Annotated in this window: 16 protein-coding genes; 10 read left to right on the top strand and 6 right to left on the bottom strand. The window is 41.6% G+C overall.

Annotated features, from left to right (window positions below):
• Nucleotides 1–111: 111 nt before the first annotated feature.
• Complete coding sequence (gene hemL, locus PR683_RS17585) at nucleotides 112–1,401, top strand: glutamate-1-semialdehyde 2,1-aminomutase (protein WP_004913690.1); 1,290 nt, start codon at nucleotides 112–114, stop codon at nucleotides 1,399–1,401.
• 404 nt (nucleotides 1,402–1,805) lie between these two features.
• Here hemL and mrcB read toward each other — a convergent pair whose 3' ends face one another.
• Nucleotides 1,806–4,331: a bifunctional glycosyl transferase/transpeptidase gene (gene mrcB / locus PR683_RS17580; RefSeq protein WP_004913692.1), complete on the bottom strand. Its 2,526-nt coding sequence runs from the start codon at nucleotides 4,329–4,331 to the stop codon at nucleotides 1,806–1,808.
• Between the two features lie 181 nt (nucleotides 4,332–4,512).
• A complete protein-coding gene (hrpB, locus tag PR683_RS17575) occupies nucleotides 4,513–6,972 on the bottom strand; it encodes an ATP-dependent helicase HrpB (protein ID WP_210845171.1) in 2,460 nt (819 codons plus the stop codon).
• A gap of 100 nt (nucleotides 6,973–7,072) precedes the next feature.
• Between hrpB and sfsA the strand changes: the two genes are divergently transcribed.
• The 7 genes from sfsA (at nucleotide 7,073) to panD (ending at nucleotide 13,395) form a co-directional block, all read left to right on the top strand.
• Nucleotides 7,073–7,783 (top strand): DNA/RNA nuclease SfsA, encoded by a 711-nt coding sequence (gene sfsA / locus PR683_RS17570; protein WP_004913698.1) that lies wholly within the window; start codon nucleotides 7,073–7,075, stop codon nucleotides 7,781–7,783.
• A gap of 195 nt (nucleotides 7,784–7,978) precedes the next feature.
• Nucleotides 7,979–8,434, top strand: coding sequence for an RNA polymerase-binding protein DksA (dksA, locus tag PR683_RS17565; RefSeq protein WP_004260494.1), 456 nt, complete (start codon nucleotides 7,979–7,981; stop codon nucleotides 8,432–8,434).
• Between the two features lie 744 nt (nucleotides 8,435–9,178).
• A complete protein-coding gene (pcnB, locus tag PR683_RS17560) occupies nucleotides 9,179–10,525 on the top strand; it encodes a polynucleotide adenylyltransferase PcnB (protein ID WP_206608472.1) in 1,347 nt (448 codons plus the stop codon).
• A gap of 17 nt (nucleotides 10,526–10,542) precedes the next feature.
• On the top strand, nucleotides 10,543–11,034 hold the full coding sequence (gene folK / locus PR683_RS17555) for a 2-amino-4-hydroxy-6-hydroxymethyldihydropteridine diphosphokinase (RefSeq protein ID WP_004913705.1): 492 nt from the start codon (nucleotides 10,543–10,545) through the stop codon (nucleotides 11,032–11,034).
• 58 nt (nucleotides 11,035–11,092) lie between these two features.
• The gene (gene panB / locus PR683_RS17550) at nucleotides 11,093–11,884 is read left to right on the top strand and encodes a 3-methyl-2-oxobutanoate hydroxymethyltransferase (protein ID WP_004913707.1); all 792 of its coding nucleotides are present in this window, start codon (nucleotides 11,093–11,095) and stop codon (nucleotides 11,882–11,884) included.
• A 30-nt stretch (nucleotides 11,885–11,914) separates the two neighbouring features.
• Nucleotides 11,915–12,778 carry a pantoate--beta-alanine ligase gene (panC, locus tag PR683_RS17545; protein ID WP_004913709.1) on the top strand — a complete coding sequence of 288 codons (864 nt, stop codon included), beginning with the start codon at nucleotides 11,915–11,917 and terminating at the stop codon, nucleotides 12,776–12,778.
• 236 nt (nucleotides 12,779–13,014) lie between these two features.
• A complete protein-coding gene (gene panD, locus PR683_RS17540) occupies nucleotides 13,015–13,395 on the top strand; it encodes an aspartate 1-decarboxylase (protein ID WP_109912045.1) in 381 nt (126 codons plus the stop codon).
• 124 nt (nucleotides 13,396–13,519) lie between these two features.
• On the opposite strand, the gene PR683_RS17535 is transcribed toward panD, so the two are convergent.
• Both PR683_RS17535 and PR683_RS17530 read right to left on the bottom strand, forming a co-directional pair.
• Nucleotides 13,520–14,290: an ABC transporter permease gene (locus tag PR683_RS17535; protein WP_004913713.1), complete on the bottom strand. Its 771-nt coding sequence runs from the start codon at nucleotides 14,288–14,290 to the stop codon at nucleotides 13,520–13,522.
• A complete protein-coding gene (locus tag PR683_RS17530; protein ID WP_272581924.1) occupies nucleotides 14,287–15,228 on the bottom strand; it encodes an ABC transporter ATP-binding protein in 942 nt (313 codons plus the stop codon). The genes PR683_RS17535 and PR683_RS17530 overlap by 4 nt, the downstream gene beginning before the upstream one ends.
• Nucleotides 15,229–15,485: 257 nt before the next feature.
• Here PR683_RS17530 and can point away from each other — a divergent pair, with 257 nt between their 5' ends.
• Nucleotides 15,486–16,139, top strand: coding sequence for a carbonate dehydratase (can, locus tag PR683_RS17525; protein WP_042851647.1), 654 nt, complete (start codon nucleotides 15,486–15,488; stop codon nucleotides 16,137–16,139).
• A 254-nt stretch (nucleotides 16,140–16,393) separates the two neighbouring features.
• Here can and hpt read toward each other — a convergent pair whose 3' ends face one another.
• Together hpt and cueO are read right to left on the bottom strand one after the other, a co-directional pair.
• Nucleotides 16,394–16,930 (bottom strand): hypoxanthine phosphoribosyltransferase, encoded by a 537-nt coding sequence (hpt, locus tag PR683_RS17520; RefSeq protein ID WP_004260548.1) that lies wholly within the window; start codon nucleotides 16,928–16,930, stop codon nucleotides 16,394–16,396.
• A gap of 126 nt (nucleotides 16,931–17,056) precedes the next feature.
• Complete coding sequence (gene cueO / locus PR683_RS17515) at nucleotides 17,057–18,673, bottom strand: multicopper oxidase CueO (protein WP_004913722.1); 1,617 nt, start codon at nucleotides 18,671–18,673, stop codon at nucleotides 17,057–17,059.
• A gap of 240 nt (nucleotides 18,674–18,913) precedes the next feature.
• Here cueO and PR683_RS17510 point away from each other — a divergent pair, with 240 nt between their 5' ends.
• Nucleotides 18,914–19,261 carry a YacC family pilotin-like protein gene (locus PR683_RS17510; protein ID WP_004913725.1) on the top strand — a complete coding sequence of 116 codons (348 nt, stop codon included), beginning with the start codon at nucleotides 18,914–18,916 and terminating at the stop codon, nucleotides 19,259–19,261.
• Nucleotides 19,262–19,279 lie beyond the last annotated feature (18 nt).

Here is a 19,279-nt window from a genome sequence, read left to right as displayed (position 1 = left end):
GTTAAGCAATTAGACACATTGTGCATATCTTCGTATCAATATTTGGTTTAATTGGTGTGGTGCTTTAGAATGAGGGCAATTTTTTTCTTAGCCTCTTTCTGGAGCCCTGCGATGTCACAATCTGAAAAACTTTACGCACAAGCAAAAGAACAAATCCCTGGTGGTGTAAACTCCCCTGTTCGTGCTTTTAATGGTGTTGGTGGAACCCCATTATTTATTGAAAAAGCGGATGGCGCTTATATTTATGACGTTGACGGTAAAGCCTATGTGGATTACGTTGGCTCATGGGGACCGATGGTATTAGGCCATAACCATCCTGAGATCCGTGATGCCGTGATCAAAGCTGTCCATAAAGGGTTAAGTTTTGGTGCACCGACTGCCGCCGAAGTTGAAATGGCTGAATTAGTTTGTGAGTTAGTCCCCTCTATGGATATGGTACGCATGGTGAATTCAGGTACTGAGGCGACCATGAGTGCAATTCGTCTGGCTCGAGGTTACACAGGCCGCGACAAAATCATCAAATTTGAAGGCTGTTATCATGGCCATGCAGACTGTTTATTAGTCAAAGCTGGTTCTGGGGCGCTTACGATGGGTGAACCAAACTCTCCAGGCGTCCCCGAAGATTTTGTAAAACACACATTAACTTGTACCTATAATGACCTAGCTTCAGTTCGCCAAGCATTTGAAAATTATCCAGAAGACATTGCCTGTGTGATTGTTGAACCTGTTGCTGGAAATATGAATTGCGTACCACCAACGGCTGAGTTCTTACCGGGTTTACGTGCGTTATGTGATGAATTCAATGCCGTACTCATCATTGATGAAGTCATGACTGGCTTTCGCGTCGCATTAGGTGGAGCACAAGATTACTATGATGTTCAACCTGATTTAACCTGTTTAGGTAAAATCATCGGTGGTGGTATGCCTGTAGGTGCCTTTGGTGGCCGCCTTGAAATTATGGAAAAACTAGCCCCAATTGGGCCTGTTTACCAAGCGGGAACCTTATCTGGTAATCCTGTCGCGATGGCTGCTGGTCTTGCTTGTTTAAAAGAAGTCTCTCAACCGGGTGTGCACTCACGTTTAAATGAATTAACAGAAAAGTTAGCTCGTGGTTTAAAACGTGTTTCCCAAGAGCAAGGTATCCCGATGGTTATCAATCACGTCGGTGGTATGTTTGGTATTTTCTTCACCGACGCACCAACAGTGACTTGCTACCAAGATGTGATGAAGTGCGACGTTGAACGCTTTAAGAAATTTTTCCATTACATGTTAGAGCAAGGCATTTACCTTGCGCCTTCTGCATTTGAAGCGGGTTTTATGTCAATCGCCCACAGTGATGAAGATATTGAGAAAACAGTTAAAGCGGCAGAAACAGCGCTGATGAAGATCAAAACGAATTAATTCATATTGAAATTACGGAGGTGAAATGTTACCTACTTTCACCTCTATTCTTTTGCATCGGTAGAGAAAGATTGGATAGCCACCAGTTGCAGCCTTACACCACAATTTTCTAACTCATTAATTCTCTAAATAATTCAGCCTATAGCTAGGCGGTCAGCGAGCTAGAGCCTAGGAGCATACAATAGTATGTGACTAGGTCTAGTGAGTGCAACCAACAACGCTACAGGTTGAAGTATGACGAGAATTTAGGGATTAATTCTCTAATTCTCTAGCTCATTAATTCTCTAAATAATTCAGCCTGTAGCTAGGCGGTCAGCGAGCTAGAGCCTAGGAGCATACAATAGTATGTGACTAGGTCTAGTGAGTGCAACCAACAACGCTACAGGTTGAAGTATGACGAGAATTTAGGGATTATTGCCAAACATATCCTTAACCCAATCCGGTGCATCATCTTGCTGCTCGCCATTATTACCATTGAGATCCCAAATTGGCGCTTCGTTTTCAGACGCTTGGCATAACCCTTCTGGATTATCCGTCCAAATCGGCAACATTCTACCGCCGCCGAAGTTTGAGCAACTTAATTGGCCGTCAGCTGTGACTTGCATATCAACAATGCCCTCTGGTGCACGGTTGATAAGAGCTAATGGCGCTTGGTTATCTAAGTAGCGTTGGTACACTTTCAGTGCGCCTGTCGCCCCTGTTAATTGTGTTGGGCCGTTATTATCACGGCCAACCCACACGATCGCTACTTCTTTGCCATCAATACCTGCATACCAGCTATCGCGTAGATCGTTAGTTGTCCCTGTTTTACCAGCTAAATTATACTTAGCATATTTGGTCAATAAAACTCTGCCCGTACCTTGTTTAACCACTTGCTGCATACCATACAATGTGAGGTATGCAGCTTGGGAAGGTACTGCTCGCTCAGCTGATGGGTAGCTTTGGTAAATTTCATTGCCATCTCCATCAATAACAGAACGCAATGCCGATAATTTCGCACGATTACCGTTACCACCAATGGTTTGATAAACTTGAGCAACTTCCGCTGGTGTTAGGTTAATTGCACCTAATAGCATCGCAGGAACTTTTTCCATAGCAGCCGCGGGAGCTCCTAAGCGTACAAACGTATTAAACACTTGGTCTAAACCAACCTCTAGCCCTAAGTTTACCGTTGGGATATTTTGTGATTTTGCCAAAGCGTCAACTAACATCATACGGCCGTTGAAATTACGGCTGTAGTTTCTTGGGCTCCAGTTTTGGTTTCCGACTTTTACTGTTAGTGGCTCATCTTTTAACCATGTATTTAAACGAAAACGGTCCGGTTCACTTAGTGCAGCGAGGTATACCGGAGGTTTTGCCAGAGAACCAATGCTACGCCGTGCATTTAACGCACGGTTAAACCCTGAATATTGGGGTTGAGAGCCACCAACCATCGCGCGTACTTCGCCATTAATGCGGTCAACTACCACCATTGCCCCTTCTATGTCATCTAATTTACGAGATTTACGCAAATCAGCGACACCATTTTCAACTGCATTTTCAGCCGCAGTTTGAGCCACTGGGTCTAGAGTGGTAAAAATTTTCGCACCAGAGAGTTCTTTAACTTTATCACCCAATTTTTCATTGAGTTCTAAACGAACCATTTGCATAAAGGCAGGTTGAGAAGCCACCAGCCCTTCTTTGTTTTTCACACCGAGAGGCCTTGCGCTTAGCACTTGATACATTTCTTGGTCAATCACGCCACGCGTTTCCAAGATTTTCAGCACAATGTTTCGACGTTTAATCGCATTTTGTGGCTTAGTCCAAGGATTATACGTTGATGCCCCTTGTACCATACCGACTAATAACGCCTGTTGGTCAAAGCTTAACTCATTGATTGGTCTACCGAAATAATACAGGCTCGCTAACGGGAAACCACGAATTTCGTCATTACCATTTTGGCCTAAAAAGACTTCGTTTAAATACAGCTCTAAAATACGCTCTTTGCTGTAATTGTAGTCCAGTAAAACCGCCATATAGGCTTCATTGGCTTTACGCTTTAATGTCCGTTCATTGGTCAAAAACAGATTTTTGACTAACTGTTGGGTTAAAGTACTTCCCCCTTGAACGGAGCGCCCTGCACTTAAGTTAGCAACAACAGCACGGCCAATAGAGTATAAACTGACGCCATCGTGCTCATAAAAGTTGCGATCTTCGGTTTCTAGTAAGATTTTAACTAGAGACTCAGGAAAATCAGATATCGGTAAAACTAACCGTTGCTCATTATTCGCCGACTGCATCATCGTGATCAGTTTCGGGTCTAAACGGAAAAAGCCAAATGAGCGACCGTTTTCCATGTTTTCAATCTTGCTCAACGCGTTATTTTCAAACACCATGCGCGCAAGGATTTGCCCTTCTTTTTGATCAGGGAAATTAAACGGCCTACGTAAGATTTCGATGCTATTACCACGCACCACAAATTCGCCCGATGTCGTTATCTTACTCACCTTACGGTATTGCATACCTTCAAGTAGGCGAACCATTTCTGCCTGGCTGTAGTCCATCCCCGGCTCAAGGTTGACCATTCGGCCGTATACTGCGGCGGGTAAATCCCAAACCTTACCATCGAGGCGTTCTTTAATTTGTTGATTTAAATAAAAACCATATGCCGCAAGTAAAACAGCAAACACGATCATCAGTTTGACTAGTAGCCAAAACCAACGCCATTTACTTTTTACCTTTCGAGGTTTGTTATTTTTTGAGCCTTTTTTAGCCATTTGCTCTTCTTCATCTTCATCATCGAGATATTGTTCGTCAATATCATCATCTTCGAATAAATCTTCATCGTCATAGTCATCGCGGTCTCTACGGCGGCGGCGGGATGAAGACTGTTTTTTCCCAGCAGTTTTTTTGTTACGTCTGCCGATTGGTTCAAAATCTTTACCTGACATGGTCACTCCATATCACATTACAAAATAACTTAATAACGCACTAGTAATGTCAGTTTAGTGGTTAATTTTGGCCTAGAACCCCAGAGATTTCACCAAAGAAAGCTCTTAATTACATTTCCTTACTCAGTCGGCTCATTGATAGAGCCAATGAGGAAACCCGCTATTAGAGCATAAAAATAGATTATTTCGCACCCATCATCGCTTTTTTTGTTTGTCTCGTTGGCGCAGTATTTACAGGGTCATCTGGCCATAAATGTTTTGGATAGCGCCCTTTCATCTCTTTTTGTATCTCTTTATAGCTGCCTTGCCAAAATGCACCAAGGTCTTGCGTGATCTGTAACGGCCGCATGGCAGGAGACAACAGAGAAACTGTTACGGTTATTTTTCCTTGTGCAACAGTCGGGTTCGCTTTTTCCCCGTACATTTCTTGCATACGAATCGCTATGACTGGTGGTTTATCTAATGCGTAGTGAATGCTTACATCATGTGAAGATGGCGCTCGATAGGTTACCGGAAACATGCGTTCTAACCACTGTTGCTGCTGCCAATCTAATCGATTAACCAATAAGGAGGCTAAATCAATCTGCTGTAATTTTTGTTTATTTGTTATGCCATCAAGATAAGGCTCTAGCCATTCATCCAGTGAATCCAATAGTGCCGCTTCATCAAAATCAGGCAAATTAATATCAGGAAAATACTGCTTAGCTAACGTGCAGCGGATACACAGTTGTAGAGCATTTTCCTGCCAGTTTAATTGCTGCAAGCCATTTTGCTTCAACCAATAAACTAACGCATAACGAATTTCAGTGTTATCAGGGTTGCTTAAACGTTCTGATTTCACCACTAATTGACCGCATTGCAAGCGTTTCCAAGCTAATAATGTCCCTTTTTGTTCATCCCATTCGACCGTTTCTTGTTTGTTAAACAGCGATGGGCAATCTGCTTGTAGTCTGTCAATATCTACAGGGTAAGCCAAGGAAATACGGGCATCTGCCATATTTTCGGGTTGCCATAAAGCCACGACGATTAACCATGGAGAACCGGATAATCTATCCGATTCATTCAATATCGCCCCTAAACCATTCGCCAGTTGATAGCGTTGTTGGTTATCTCGAGATTTCGCTATGTAGTCGGGAAACGCTGTGGCCAGCAACGTTGGTAACCACTCACTAAGGAGTGCATCTTGCTTACCAATGATACTCGATACTCTTTGTTCACAAAGCACTGATGCTCTCTTACACCACCCCTCTGTTGGCCTTTCTATGCAATAGCGAAGATCCGCATCTTGTTGACGAGGTGGTTCCTCGATAATCGCCACCAACAGTGCAGCTAATTGGATAACAGACTGATTTTGGCTTTGTTGTGCTTTACATAACATTGCCGCTGTTCGTACTGAACTGCCTAACTCCGCCATCTGCTGCCCAAAAGGCGTTAACTTGTTTGCTGCATCAATAGCACCTAATTTGCCAAGTAAATTTTTTGCCGCTGATATTGCCGGTTTAGGGGGTAAAGTCAGCCAGTTCAGCTGTGCGGCATCGTGACAACCCCATTGTAATAAAGATAACCATAAGCTGCTCAAGTCACTTTGTGCAATTTCGGCCTCGCTAAATTGTGCCGCACGCTCAGCCTGCTCTTCACTGAATAAGTGCCAGCAAACACCTTCTTCCAAACGGCCTGCTCGGCCTGCACGTTGTGCCATCGACGCTTGGCTAATTCGCTGTTTAACTAGTTTTGTTAGTCCTGTTCGTGGATTGAATTGCCCCACGCGTTCAAAACCACTGTCTATCACAAGGCGGATCCCTTCAATCGTCAAGCTGGTTTCTGCAATATTGGTGGCTAATACGACCTTTCGCACTCCTTCTGGTGCTAGCTGAATCGCCTGTTGCTGGGCTTGTAGGGATAATGCACCGTATAAAGGACATAAAAGTATGTCCTCACTAACCATCAAAGCGAGCTCTGCTCTTACTTTCTCGATTTCCCCCATACCTGGAAGAAATAATAATAAAGACCCATGTTCTTGCTGCAATAACTGCCAAGCCGCCAATGCGACTTCTTTATGAAAGAGTTTATTTGGGTTAATAGGATGATATTCACGTATTACGGGGAATGTACGCCCTTGTGACGTGATAACCGGAGCATCAGGAAACAACTGAGACAGCCCTTGATTATCCAATGTCGCAGACATCAATAGAATACGTAAATCTTCACGTAAGGCTTGCTGTGAATCAATTAGCAAAGCGAGACCAAGGTCTGCCTGTAAATTTCGCTCATGGAACTCATCTAAAATGACTAAACCAACCCCTTCAAGCATGGGATCATTTTGCAGTAAGCGAGTGAGTACGCCTTCGGTAACCACTTCAAGACGCGAGTGGCGACTAACTTTAGTTTCAGAGCGCATGCGTAAACCAATAGTATGACCAACTTCTTCACCGAGTTGCTGTGCAAGGCGAGCAGCCACTGAGCGCGCTGCTAAGCGACGAGGCTCTAACATGATAACCCGCCCGTTAATAACCCCACTCTTTAATATTTCTAACGGTAAAACTGTTGATTTACCAGCACCTGTCGGTGCATGAAGCAAAACTTGAGGAGAAGAGGTTAATGCGGTAAGTATGTCCTCACAAACTTCAAATATCGGTAACACTGGGGTTATCACTCCATGTATTTAACTTTTACTGTTAGACATTGTAGCATTAGCCTCTTTTGCCAGTAAGCATATTACCGACAACGATAGCGGAGACCCCATGGAATTTGAACCCGCCTTACAACCAGCTACTTTAATTAAGCGTTACAAGCGCTTTTTGGCTGATGTCACTTTACCGAGCGGTGAAGAAATTACCATTCACTGTGCAAATACAGGCGCTATGACAGGTTGTGCTACCCCTGGTGATACCATTTGGTATTCGACTTCCAATAATACAAAACGCAAATACCCGTATAGTTGGGAGTTAACCCAAACCGCAGACGGCCATTTTATTTGCATTAATACCCTTCGTGCGAACCAATTAGTTGCACAAGCATTAACCGAAAAACACATTCCAGAATTATCTGAATATAGTGTAATAAAACCTGAAGTTAAATATGGCACAGAAAATAGTCGAATCGATTTTTTTCTAACGCAAAATGGATTGCCAGATTGCTTTATCGAAGTAAAATCAGTAACTTTACTCGAAAATAATCAAGGATTCTTTCCTGATGCAGTGACACTTAGAGGCCAAAAGCATTTAAGAGAGCTCATGCATATTGCGAAAGAAGGAAAAAGAGCCATACTATTGTTTGTTGCTTTGCACACAGGTATTCACGTAGCATCAGCAGCGGCTCATATTGATAAGCAATATGCGCAATTATTAGAGGCAGCGAGACAAAGTGGTGTTGAAGTGCTTTGTTATCAAGCTGATATAACTGTTCAACAAATGGTGTTAAGTAAGCAGATTCACTTTAACTCTATTAAATAAAGTTTTTTTAACCGATTTTTATACGAGGCCGCAGAGTTCTGGGCGCTAAAAAGGGAATAAACACGCTCGCCCTCACAGCATTACAAAACTCATTGCAGGAACGATTGCCAAGAGAGCAGTCTTCTGCTATTTATAGCGACCTTAATTTTTCCCCCTTGGGGTTTTTGTAAAATTTGCGTGTGTAGGAGAAGCATTATGCAAGAAGGGCAAAAACGTAAGACATCGTCCTTAAGCATTCTCGCCATTGCTGGGGTTGAACCCTATCATGAAAAAGCTGGCGAAGAGTACATGAACGAGGCCCAGTTGGCGCATTTTAAGCTCATTCTCGAAGCATGGCGCAATCAACTCAGAGATGAAGTGGACCGGACTGTTACTCATATGCAAGATGAGGCAGCTAACTTTCCAGACCCCGTTGATAGAGCCGCTCAGGAAGAAGAATTCAGCCTTGAATTACGTAACCGGGACCGTGAACGTAAACTGATTAAGAAAATCGAAAAAACGCTGAAAAAAGTTGAAGATGACGACTTTGGCTATTGTGAATCATGTGGTGTAGAAATTGGTATCCGTCGTTTGGAAGCCCGTCCTACCGCTGATTTATGTATCGACTGTAAAACATTAGCAGAAATTCGCGAAAAGCAAATGGCAGGCTAGTGTCTATATGGAGTCCTGAACGGCGCATATTACTGCGCCGTTACAAGGGAAACGCTTCATGCTATTATGTTCCACTCCTGACATGTTCCGCTCCTGACTTTTGATTTACATTAACCATCAAGTCAACCCCATCCTACTCCCTATTTTCTGCCAGTTGATGGCCACGATCGCCTCTCACTCACCTTTAAATAAGATAAATATTTACTTTCACATAATTTTTTACGCAAATAGATTATGTTATTTTTTTGCTCTACAGTTTGAGCTTAAATAATTAACTGACAACAAAAAATCGCTTAAAATAAGGCTTCTAATCGTATCCGCCTATAGCGAGAACGCTTTTCTGGCTATTATTTTACGTAAATTTTATTGGTAACGTTTATAATTAGAGGTGACTTTTATTCGTTTAACCATTCTCAAAGAAACTTCTGTGAGCTATGATTAGCCGCTTATTTTGTTTAATGAATATTGGTAATGACATCGAGGTGTACTATTTTTAACCGAGTAGCAAATTTCTGCCGTAATATTTTATCTCGCAATACAGACGCATCCCCTGAAGATGCAGTACAACATCGTGATCCTTCGCGAGATATACAGGCAGCCGGTAAAAGGCCAGTCACTCATTCTGCTCATGCGCAAACCGCATCTAAAGAGCAGAACACAGCTCAACCCCATAAAACAACCCCTATTAAAAAAACGGTTCGTCAATCTCAACGTGCCGATTCAACACCTGAGAAGCGCCCTACAATGACAACCGTAAACGACGAAAACATTACTGTTATCCCGCGTTCCGAGCACCCTATTTCACGCAGTGATATTAGTGACAATGCATTAAAAGTGCTGTATCGCTTAAACAAAAGTGGCTTTGAAGCCTACTTAGTGGGTGGTGGTGTGCGTGATTTGCTTTTAGGTCAAAAACCTAAAGACTTCGATATTACGACAAACGCAACGCCTGAACAGATCCGCAAATTATTCCGTAACTGCCGTTTAGTGGGTCGCCGTTTTCGGCTGGCACATATTATGTTTGGCCCCGAAATCATAGAAGTTGCAACTTTCCGTGGCCACCATGACCAAAATGCATCAGATGACAAAAACTTATCTGCACAAGCACAAAACGGCATGCTATTGCGCGATAACATCTTTGGCTCCATTGAAGAAGATGCGATTCGTCGGGACTTCACCGTTAACAGTCTATATTACAACATTGAAGACTTCACATTACGTGACTACGTCAATGGCTTGAATGACCTCAAAGCTGGCGTTATTCGTCTAATTGGTGATCCTGAAACGCGCTATCGTGAAGACCCTGTTAGAATGCTAAGAGCGGTACGTTTTGCCTGCAAATTAAATATGAGCATCGAACCAAAAACCGCTGAGCCAATTTACCAACTTGCTCATTTATTGAGAGAAATTCCATCTGCTCGGTTATTTGAAGAGTCTCTCAAATTACTCCAAGCAGGCCAAGGTTACGCTACCTATAAAATGCTCAAAAAGTATGGTTTGTTTGAGCAACTTTTCCCTGTTGTCGCAAGCCGTTTTACAGATAACAGTGATTCGCCAATGGAAAAAATCATTGAGCAAGTTCTTAAAAATACTGACTTCAGACTAAAAAATGATAAGCGTGTTAACCCTGCTTTTTTATTTGCTGTTATGTTATGGTACCCAGTTACAGAGCATGCTGAGAAGTTATCTCAAGAAGGCGGGTTGGCCTATTACGACGCCTTTGCGCTGGCAATGAATGATATTCTAGACGAGCAGTGCCGTTCAATTGCTATCCCAAAACGCATTACAACCACAATGCGTGATATTTGGTTATTGCAGTTACGCTTACCTCGCCGCCAAGGCCGTCGTGCCAATAAATTAATGGAACACCCAAAATTCCGTGCAGCGTTTGATTTATTAGAATTAAGAGCTAATGTCGAGCACCGCAACGAGTTACAAGAGCTAGCGTTATGGTGGACTGATTTTCAGCAAGCAAATAATATCAAACAGCGTGAAATGATTTCGGAATTAGGCAATGCACCCACTCGCCGCCGCCATCGTCCACGTTCATCACAAGGCGGTTCTGGGGCACGTCGGTCAAATAAGTCATAATAGATAGAGAGAATATAATGGAACAAGTCTATATTGCTGTAGGAAGTAACCTTGGTGAGCCACTATTACAGGCACAGCAAGCTATTGCAGCTTTAGATGCGATACCCAATAGCCGCGTTGTTTCTACCTCTTCTGTTTATCGAACTAAGCCTCTAGGCCCGCAAAATCAGCCAGATTTTCTTAATCTGGCTGTGTTACTTGAAACAACTCTTGAGCCCGAAGTTCTCCTCAACTATACACAAAAAATCGAACTTGAGCTGGGCCGTGTACGCAAAGAGGAGCGTTGGGGGCCACGAACGCTGGACCTCGATATCATGCTTTTTGGTAACCGTATCATCAATACTGAACGGTTGATCGTTCCACATTATGGGCTAAAAGAGCGTGAATTTATGTTGTATCCGCTTAGTGAAATCGCCCCTTCTCTTGTTTTTCCTGATGGCGAAAAGCTTTCAGAAAGACTCACACAAGTCCCTCGAAATGGCCTAACGTTTTGGGATATTCCAGCCTGAAATGTTCAACCTCTTATGAGGTATGGTCGCAGGGAGATCATTTCCGGAGGTTATTATAATGAAACCAATTTCTCTGGCTGATTTATGTCAGTTTAAAAAAGACAAACACAAATTTGCAACTATGACAGCCTATGACTCAAGCTTCGCTCAATTATTTTATGAGCAAGGTATCCAAGTGATGCTCGTTGGAGACTCACTTGGAATGACGATTCAAGGTGAATCCTCCACCTTACCCGTTACTGTCGAGCAAATTGCTTACCACACCCGATGCGTTCGCAAAGGCGCGCCAAATGCCTTCATTATTGCAGATATGCCATTTATGAGTTACGCCACACCAGAACAAGCTTGCGCCAATGCGGCTATTTTAATGCAGGCAGGCGCAAACATGGTCAAAATTGAGGGTGGCAGTTGGTTATGTGATACGGTAAGAATGCTAGGAGAACGCTCTGTTCCTGTGTGTGGCCATCTAGGTTTAACGCCACAAGCCGTCAATGTCCTTGGCGGTTATAAAGTCCAAGGACGTGATGAAGTCACCGCCAATCAATTACTCAAAGATGCGATTGCACTAGAAAATGCAGGCATCCAATTGTTGGTTCTTGAATGTGTCCCAACCACCTTAGCCAATCATGTTACGGAAGAGCTACTATTGCCCGTGATTGGTATTGGTGCGGGAAATGGGACTGATGGACAAATTCTTGTTATGCATGATGCGCTGGGTATTACCGCACGAGCCCCTAAATTCGCAAAAAACTTTTTAGCTCAAGCGGGCAACCTTCATGATGCTATTCGTATGTATATCCAAGAAGTGGAAGATGGCATTTACCCAAGTGAAGCCCATTCTTTTTCTTAATTGATGTCAGAAATTATAAGGAACACACGTATGCTTATCGTTGAAACGGCGCTTATCTTACGCCGTGAAATCCGCCGCTGGAAACAAGAAGGCAAACGTATTGCACTTGTCCCAACAATGGGTAATTTACATGATGGTCACTTAACACTCATTGACCAAGCAAAAAAACAAGCTGATGTTGTGATTGCCAGTATCTTCGTTAACCCGATGCAATTTGATAGGCAATCTGATTTAGCCAATTACCCACGAACGTTGCAAGAAGATTGCGAAAAACTAAAACGTCGTGACATCAATTTGGTTTTTGCGCCTTCCCCTCAAGAATTCTACCCAGAAGGGATGGAAAAACAGACTTTTGTTGAAGTTCCAGAGTTATCGACCATATTAGAAGGCGCAAGCCGCCCTGGGCACTTTAAAGGTGTCGCAACGGTTATTACTAAGTTGTTCAACTTAGTACAGCCAGATATTGCCTTGTTTGGTGAGAAGGATTACCAGCAATTACAATTAATTCGCAAGTTAGTTGCTGACTTATCATTTGATACACAAATTGTTAGCGTCCCAACAGTTAGAGCCAAGAATGGTCTAGCACTGAGCTCACGCAACAATAATTTGTCAGCGGAAGAGCTAAAAACAGCGCCTAAGCTGTATCAAATTATGCAACAAGCGGGTGAAAAATTAGTGGCTGAACCTGATGCATCTGAAGTTATTATTGAAGAGATGAACAATAGCTTACGAGAAGCCGGCTTTACTCCTGATGAGCTATTTATTCGCGATGCAGATACATTATTACCACTTGGTGAGTCCAGTAAACGTGCGGTTATTTTAATGGCGGCATGGTTAGGTCAAACGCGTCTTATTGACAATTTACAAGTTGACCTACCAAGTAATATTGCATAAAACAATAAGACTTATAACACTATCACAGCAACCATCTTGCTGCGTTGCTAAGCCTGTTGCGACTTATATACACGTAGTCAACAACGCTGCAGTTTTGAAGGCACTATGATTTTATTCAAAGTCATTCAGATTGCAGCTAGGCGACAAGTAAGTGAGTCCCTAGGAGCATACATAAATATGTGACTAGGGCGAGCGCACGTAGTCAACAACGCTGCAATTTGAAGGACGAAGAAGACATGTTAAGAAGAATGTTGCAAGGCAAACTCCATCGCGTCACAGTCACACAAGCAGACTTACACTACGAAGGCTCATGTGCGATTGATCAGGACTTTATGGATGCCGCTGGGATCCTTGAATACGAGGCCATTGATATTTACAACGTTGATAATGGCGAACGTTTTTCGACTTACGCAATTTCAGGCGAACGGGGCTCAAAAATCATCTCGGTTAATGGTGCTGCTGCCCGCCGCGCTGCGGTTGGTGATAAGCTGATTATTTGTTCTTATGTACAAATGGAAGATGAAGATGCGCGCCTACATAAGCCAAAAGTGGCTTATTTTGATGAAAACAATAAAATGAGTCGCATCGCAAAAGCAGTCCCTGTTCAAGTGGCATAATGTTGGATTTTATTTATCCAACAATTTGATTAGTATTGCCATTTATATACATCTCAATAAAAAACGGCTTTTGATTACGCTAAGTACCAAAAGCCGTTTTTTTTACACAATTTCAGCCCAAAATTTAACTTCTTAAGCCTCTACCTTGCTCAATCAAAAACCATGTTAATGCATAAAAGACGACTAAGAAAATCATTAAGACGCCTAACGTAATCGCGATAGAAACATCGGCTATTCCCAGAAAACCATAACGAAAGCCGCTGATCATGTACACAATTGGGTTCAGTTTAGAAACGGCTTGCCAAAACGGTGGTAACAGTGATAGTGAATAAAATACACCACCTAAATACGTTAATGGTGTTAAGACAAAGGTTGGAACAATACTAATATCATCAAATGTCTTTGCGAAGATAGCATTTAGTAAGCCAGCAAGTGAAAATACAATTGCGGTTAGCAATAACGTTATGACTACCATTGCCCATGAATGTACTTGCAATGGAATAAAGAATAACGATACCAATGTAACAAGAAAACCCACTAAAATCCCTCTAGCAACACCACCGCCGACAAAACCTGCGATAATAATATGCGTCGGAACGGGGGCTACCAGTAATTCTTCGATATTTTTCTGAAATTTAGAGCCAAAGAAAGAAGAACAAACATTTGAATATGAATTAGTGATCACCGCCATCATGATTAACCCAGGGACGATGAATTGCATATAATCCACACCACCCATATCACCAATTCTAGAACCAATTAAGTTACCAAAAATCACAAAATACAGCGACATGGTGATCACCGGTGGTAATAGTGTTTGTATCCAAATACGACCAAACCGTGTGACTTCTTTTATCCAAATGGTTTTCAATGCGACCCAATATAATGAGATCATCTTGCAATCTCCTTCTCGGTTGCATTACTTTCTCTTTTAACTAAGTTAACAAATAACTCTTCTAATCGGTTTGCTTTATTTCGCATACTTAAAATCTGAACACCTTGCTCACTAAATTGGCTAAAGACACTATTTAGACCTTGCTCTCTTTTAACATCCACCTCAAGTGTTGAAGTATCTATCAAACGAGATTCATACCCTAATAATTGAGGGATCGGACTTTTTGGCATTAAATCAAAAATAAAGGTTTCTGATTCTAATTGGCTCAGTAATTGCTTCATACTAGTATTTTCAACTAATTCACCATGTTGAATAATGCCAATATTACGGCACAACATTTCAGCCTCTTCCAAATAGTGAGTTGTTAAAATAATTGTCGTCCCCTGAGCGTTAAGATTCTTTAAAAATGTCCACATTGAGCGACGAAGCTCAATATCAACACCCGCCGTGGGTTCATTCAAAATTAATAGCTTTGGTTGGTGCATCAATGCACGGGCTATCATTAAACGGCGTTTCATACCACCGGACAAATTACGTGCCCGCTCATCACGCTTTTCCCATAAATCAAGTTGGGTTAGGTACTGCTCTGCACGTTGTACCGCAACAGAACGCGTAACCCCATAATAACCGGCTTGGTTAAGGACAATTTGTAATACCGTTTCAAATGGATTGAAATTAAACTCTTGAGGCACTAATCCAAGTTGCTGCTTTGCTTGCACAACTTGTTTTTCTAAATCATAACCAAATACTTTTACAGACCCGCTTGTTTTGTTTACCAGCGAGCTAATGATCCCTATTGTAGTTGATTTACCCGCGCCATTTGGTCCCAACAATGCGTAAAAGTCACCGTCTTCAACGCTCAGATCAATCCCTTTCAGGGCTTTCACACCACCTGGGTAGGTTTTGGTTAACTGCGATAACTCAAGTGCATATGTCATATGTAAAAAAAACCTTTATTCTTAGAACGGTTTGAAGGCAATATATCACCATGATGCCACTTTTTTCTGCTCTATGTTATGCAGAAAAGAGATAATTAGTTTATACAATATAATTCAATATGTTATAAATTTAGGGTTGTCTTGTCTAAAAGACAGGTTCATCATAAGGGCATTAAAATTAGTATAACTAATTATTAATTAATCAATAAATGTTGTATAAGATTTTATCGCAAAGTAACACAACTAGGCTATAAGTCATGATGAGAAAAATCGAAGAGCTGTTTGCTAACAATGAAGCATGGTCAGCATCAGTCAATGAACAAGACCCCGAATTCTTCAAAGAATTATCAAAAGCACAAAAGCCGAGATTCTTATGGATAGGCTGCTCTGACAGCCGAGTACCTGCAGAAAAACTCATTAACGCGGCACCTGGGGACCTTTTTGTGCACCGTAATGTTGCCAACTTAGTCATTCACACTGACCTAAACTGTTTATCAGTCATTCAATATGCGGTTGATGTCTTACAAGTTGAGCACATTATTATTTGCGGCCACTATGGCTGTGGTGGTATTGAAGCGGCGGTTGATAATACCGAACTTGGCTTAATTAATAACTGGCTATTACACATAAGAGATATTTGGTACAGACATAGCTCTATGTTGGGTGAATTAAAGCCTTGTGAGCGTCTTAACCGTTTATGTGAGTTAAATGTTGTTGAGCAAGTTTATAACTTAGGGCATTCAACGATCATGCAGTCTGCATGGAAACGTGGCCAAAAAGTGATGATCCACGGCTGGGTATATGGGATTAATAATGGTCGATTACAAGACTTACATATTACTGCCGATAGTCGAGAAAAACTTGAATTGTGTTACCGTGAAGCCATTTCTACTTTAACTCAAAAAAAGTAATTTAAAATATAAATTGGAAGCTCTTATAATTAAGAGCTTCTTTCTTATTAATCCCCAAATCAGCATAATTAAAATATAAAAAACTTTCCTTTCAATTGACTAAAAAAAAGAAAATAAAATTCAATTAAAGCAAATTTATCATTAACAACAAATGAGAGTAAACAATTAAAATTAAGATATAACGTGTTGTTAATATTATATTAAAACAAAAGGACAGCTTACGCTGTCCTTTTTATTCATGCTATTCTAAAGTTTTATTCTTCAAGTAACGTTACATGGCCAATATAAGGTAAATGGCGATATTGTTGAGCGTAGTCAATACCGTAACCCACCACAAATTTGTCTTCGATAGAATAACCAATCCACTCAACAGGAACCTGTACTTCTCGACGTGAAGGTTTATCCAGCAATGTACAAATAGCGACAGATTTAGGGCCGCGTAATTCGAAAATCTCACGTACTTTATTTAAGGTATTACCTGAATCAATAATATCTTCAACAATTAAGACGTGTTTATCGCGAATATCTTCATCCAAGTCTTTGACAATTTTAACATCACGGCTTGATGTCATCGCATTACCGTAACTTGAAACAGTCATAAAATCGACTTCATGGGGAACATCAATCTTACGGCATAAGTCGGCCATAAAAATAAATGAACCTTTTAGTAAGCCAACAAGGACTAATTCACCATCAAGTTTTTGATAATGAGCACTAATTTTATCGGCTAATTCGCTGATTCGCTGAGCAATCTCTTCTTCAGAGATCATCACTTCAAGGGTATGTTTCATCTTCTATTACGCATCTATGGGAATGGAAAGCGCGTAATTTTATCATAGGCAGCACGCATATACTAATAAAGGAAAATGCAGTGCTAAAATTTCACACTACATTTTCTCTGAAAGTAAATGTGGCTGTTAACTCACAGTGAAGCCCAACATCATCCCTGTATCTTCATGCTCTAAGAGATGGCAATGAGCCATATAAGGGTGCTGTTGTGTTGCAGGGTGTTTAAATTCAACTAAAATTTCACTCACCTGCCCTTCTACTTTGACAATATCTTTCCATCCTTGACGATGAGGCTCTACGGCTTGGCCGTTTTCTTTTAGGATACGAAAACGCGTGCCATGAACATGGAATGGATGCAACATCATATCACCGCGTCCTGAAACGACCCAAATTTCTTGTTGATTCATAGGAGCGTTGAATGCAGGATGCGTCATTGAGAAAACTTGCCCATTTATAGTATTCGCATTATGAATATCCAAGCCATCAGAACCTGTACCACAATGGCCGCCACTTCCCATTTTGCCATTCATATTTCCATGATTCATATTACCTGCATTCATGTTACCGTGGTTCATATTCCCCATCATTGCACCATGACCGCCCATATTCCCCATCGCCTGATCGCCATATTTTTCACGCAACATCATCATGCCTTGCATATCTAAGCGCATATCCATCATTAAATGGAAACGACGGCGATTTAAGCCAGCAAGAGAAGGAATCGCGGGTATGGCTGCTAGTGTTGATGGTAAGTCACCTTCCCCTTTCGTCAACGTTGTTTCGATACGCAGCACTGGCAAAGGCTGGTCAAATGGTGCAATCGTCATTCCCATTTGCCCGACAGGTAGCGTTACCAAATCAAATGCGCGGCCATCGGAGGCGTCAATTAATACCTCAAAACGCTCTCCCATCAAGATAGGTAATTCGGTTAGCGCAATCGGCTCAGCTAATAAACCACCATCACTCGCAACGACATACATTTTACGTCCATCACTGGTGGAAATATTTAAGCTTCTAGCATTACAGCCATTTAATAACCTTAATCGTATCCAACCTTTCGGGGCAACATGTTTAGGATAAACAGCACCATTCGTTAGCATGATATCGCCAAACCAACCCACTGCGGCACTCATCACATCAAGTTGATAATCAATTTGGCCATCATCTTTTAGGCGTTTGTCTTGCAAAATGACTGGAATATCATCAACACCCCAATCGTTTGGTAAGCCATGCTTTGTGCTGTCATCATCTTTAATTAATACAAGGCCTGCTAACCCCATAGCCACTTGATAGCCGGTTTTTCCATGAGTATGAGGATGGAACCAACATGTCGCTTCACTTTGGTTTACCGTAAAATTCACTTTTCGGCTTGCGTTTGGTTCGATTATTGCTTGGGGGCCGCCATCTTGTTCACCTGAAATTTCTAAACCATGCCAATGAACTGTCGTGTCTTCTGCCAGTTGGTTAACAATATTGATATTAACATTCTGTCCATTTTTCAAGCTAATTGCAGGGCCTAATAAATTGCCGTTATAACCCCATGTTGTCGTTTGCTTTCCAGGAACAAATTGTGAAACGCCCTTCTGGATAACCAACTGAATGTTACCTTGCGCATCAGGCTCCAATAAGGGGGGGATCGCTAATGTTGGATAATTTCCCGCTGCGACCGCGATGCGGCTCCAAATAGGCAGCGCACTTGCAGCATATGTGATAGCACTTAATTTAAGAAAATCGCGACGTAGCATTGATAACCTTCCTTTTATTTATCAAATCGATAATCATCTGTGGTGTGATTTATGACAAATTACACTTTCGAAGCAAAACATGGTTTAATGACGGTATGATAAAGCTTCCCCTTACAGGAAGGTCAATAAAACCACTCCATAAATGTGGGTTTATTACATGGATTTAAGAAAAATATAGTTGACTAACAATTCTATTCTTATGCTAACGTAACTTGACATAGAAAACAGATAGAATAACGAATGCGCAAATTTATATTGATGTCATGCTTAATGACTCTGTTAGGGATAACCAATTCTGCCAGAGCTCTTTCCACCAACGAAGCTGAAGATCTTGCTGATCTCACGGCCGTTTTTATTTATCTAAAATATGATTGCGGGTATTCACAAATCCCAGATAGAGAAATTGAACGTGCTATTGTTTACTTTGCGAAAAGTAACAAATGGGATCTTAGTAACTATAATGCGGAAAAAATGACCGTTCTTAACAAAGAAAGTTATAGTGATCTAAAAGGGATACCACTCACCACCGAGTTTAAATGCCAGTCTCTTGCTCGCGATTCACTAGGCCTCTTTGCTTACGTCAAATAAGCAGATGAAAAAAGCCTA

Origin of the sequence: Providencia sp. PROV269, from assembly GCF_028477785.1 — a bacterium.
Classification (GTDB): Bacteria; Pseudomonadota; Gammaproteobacteria; order Enterobacterales; family Enterobacteriaceae; genus Providencia; species Providencia rettgeri.
Note: the sequence above shows the minus strand (reverse complement) of the source record. Positions and strands in the feature narration are given on the sequence as shown.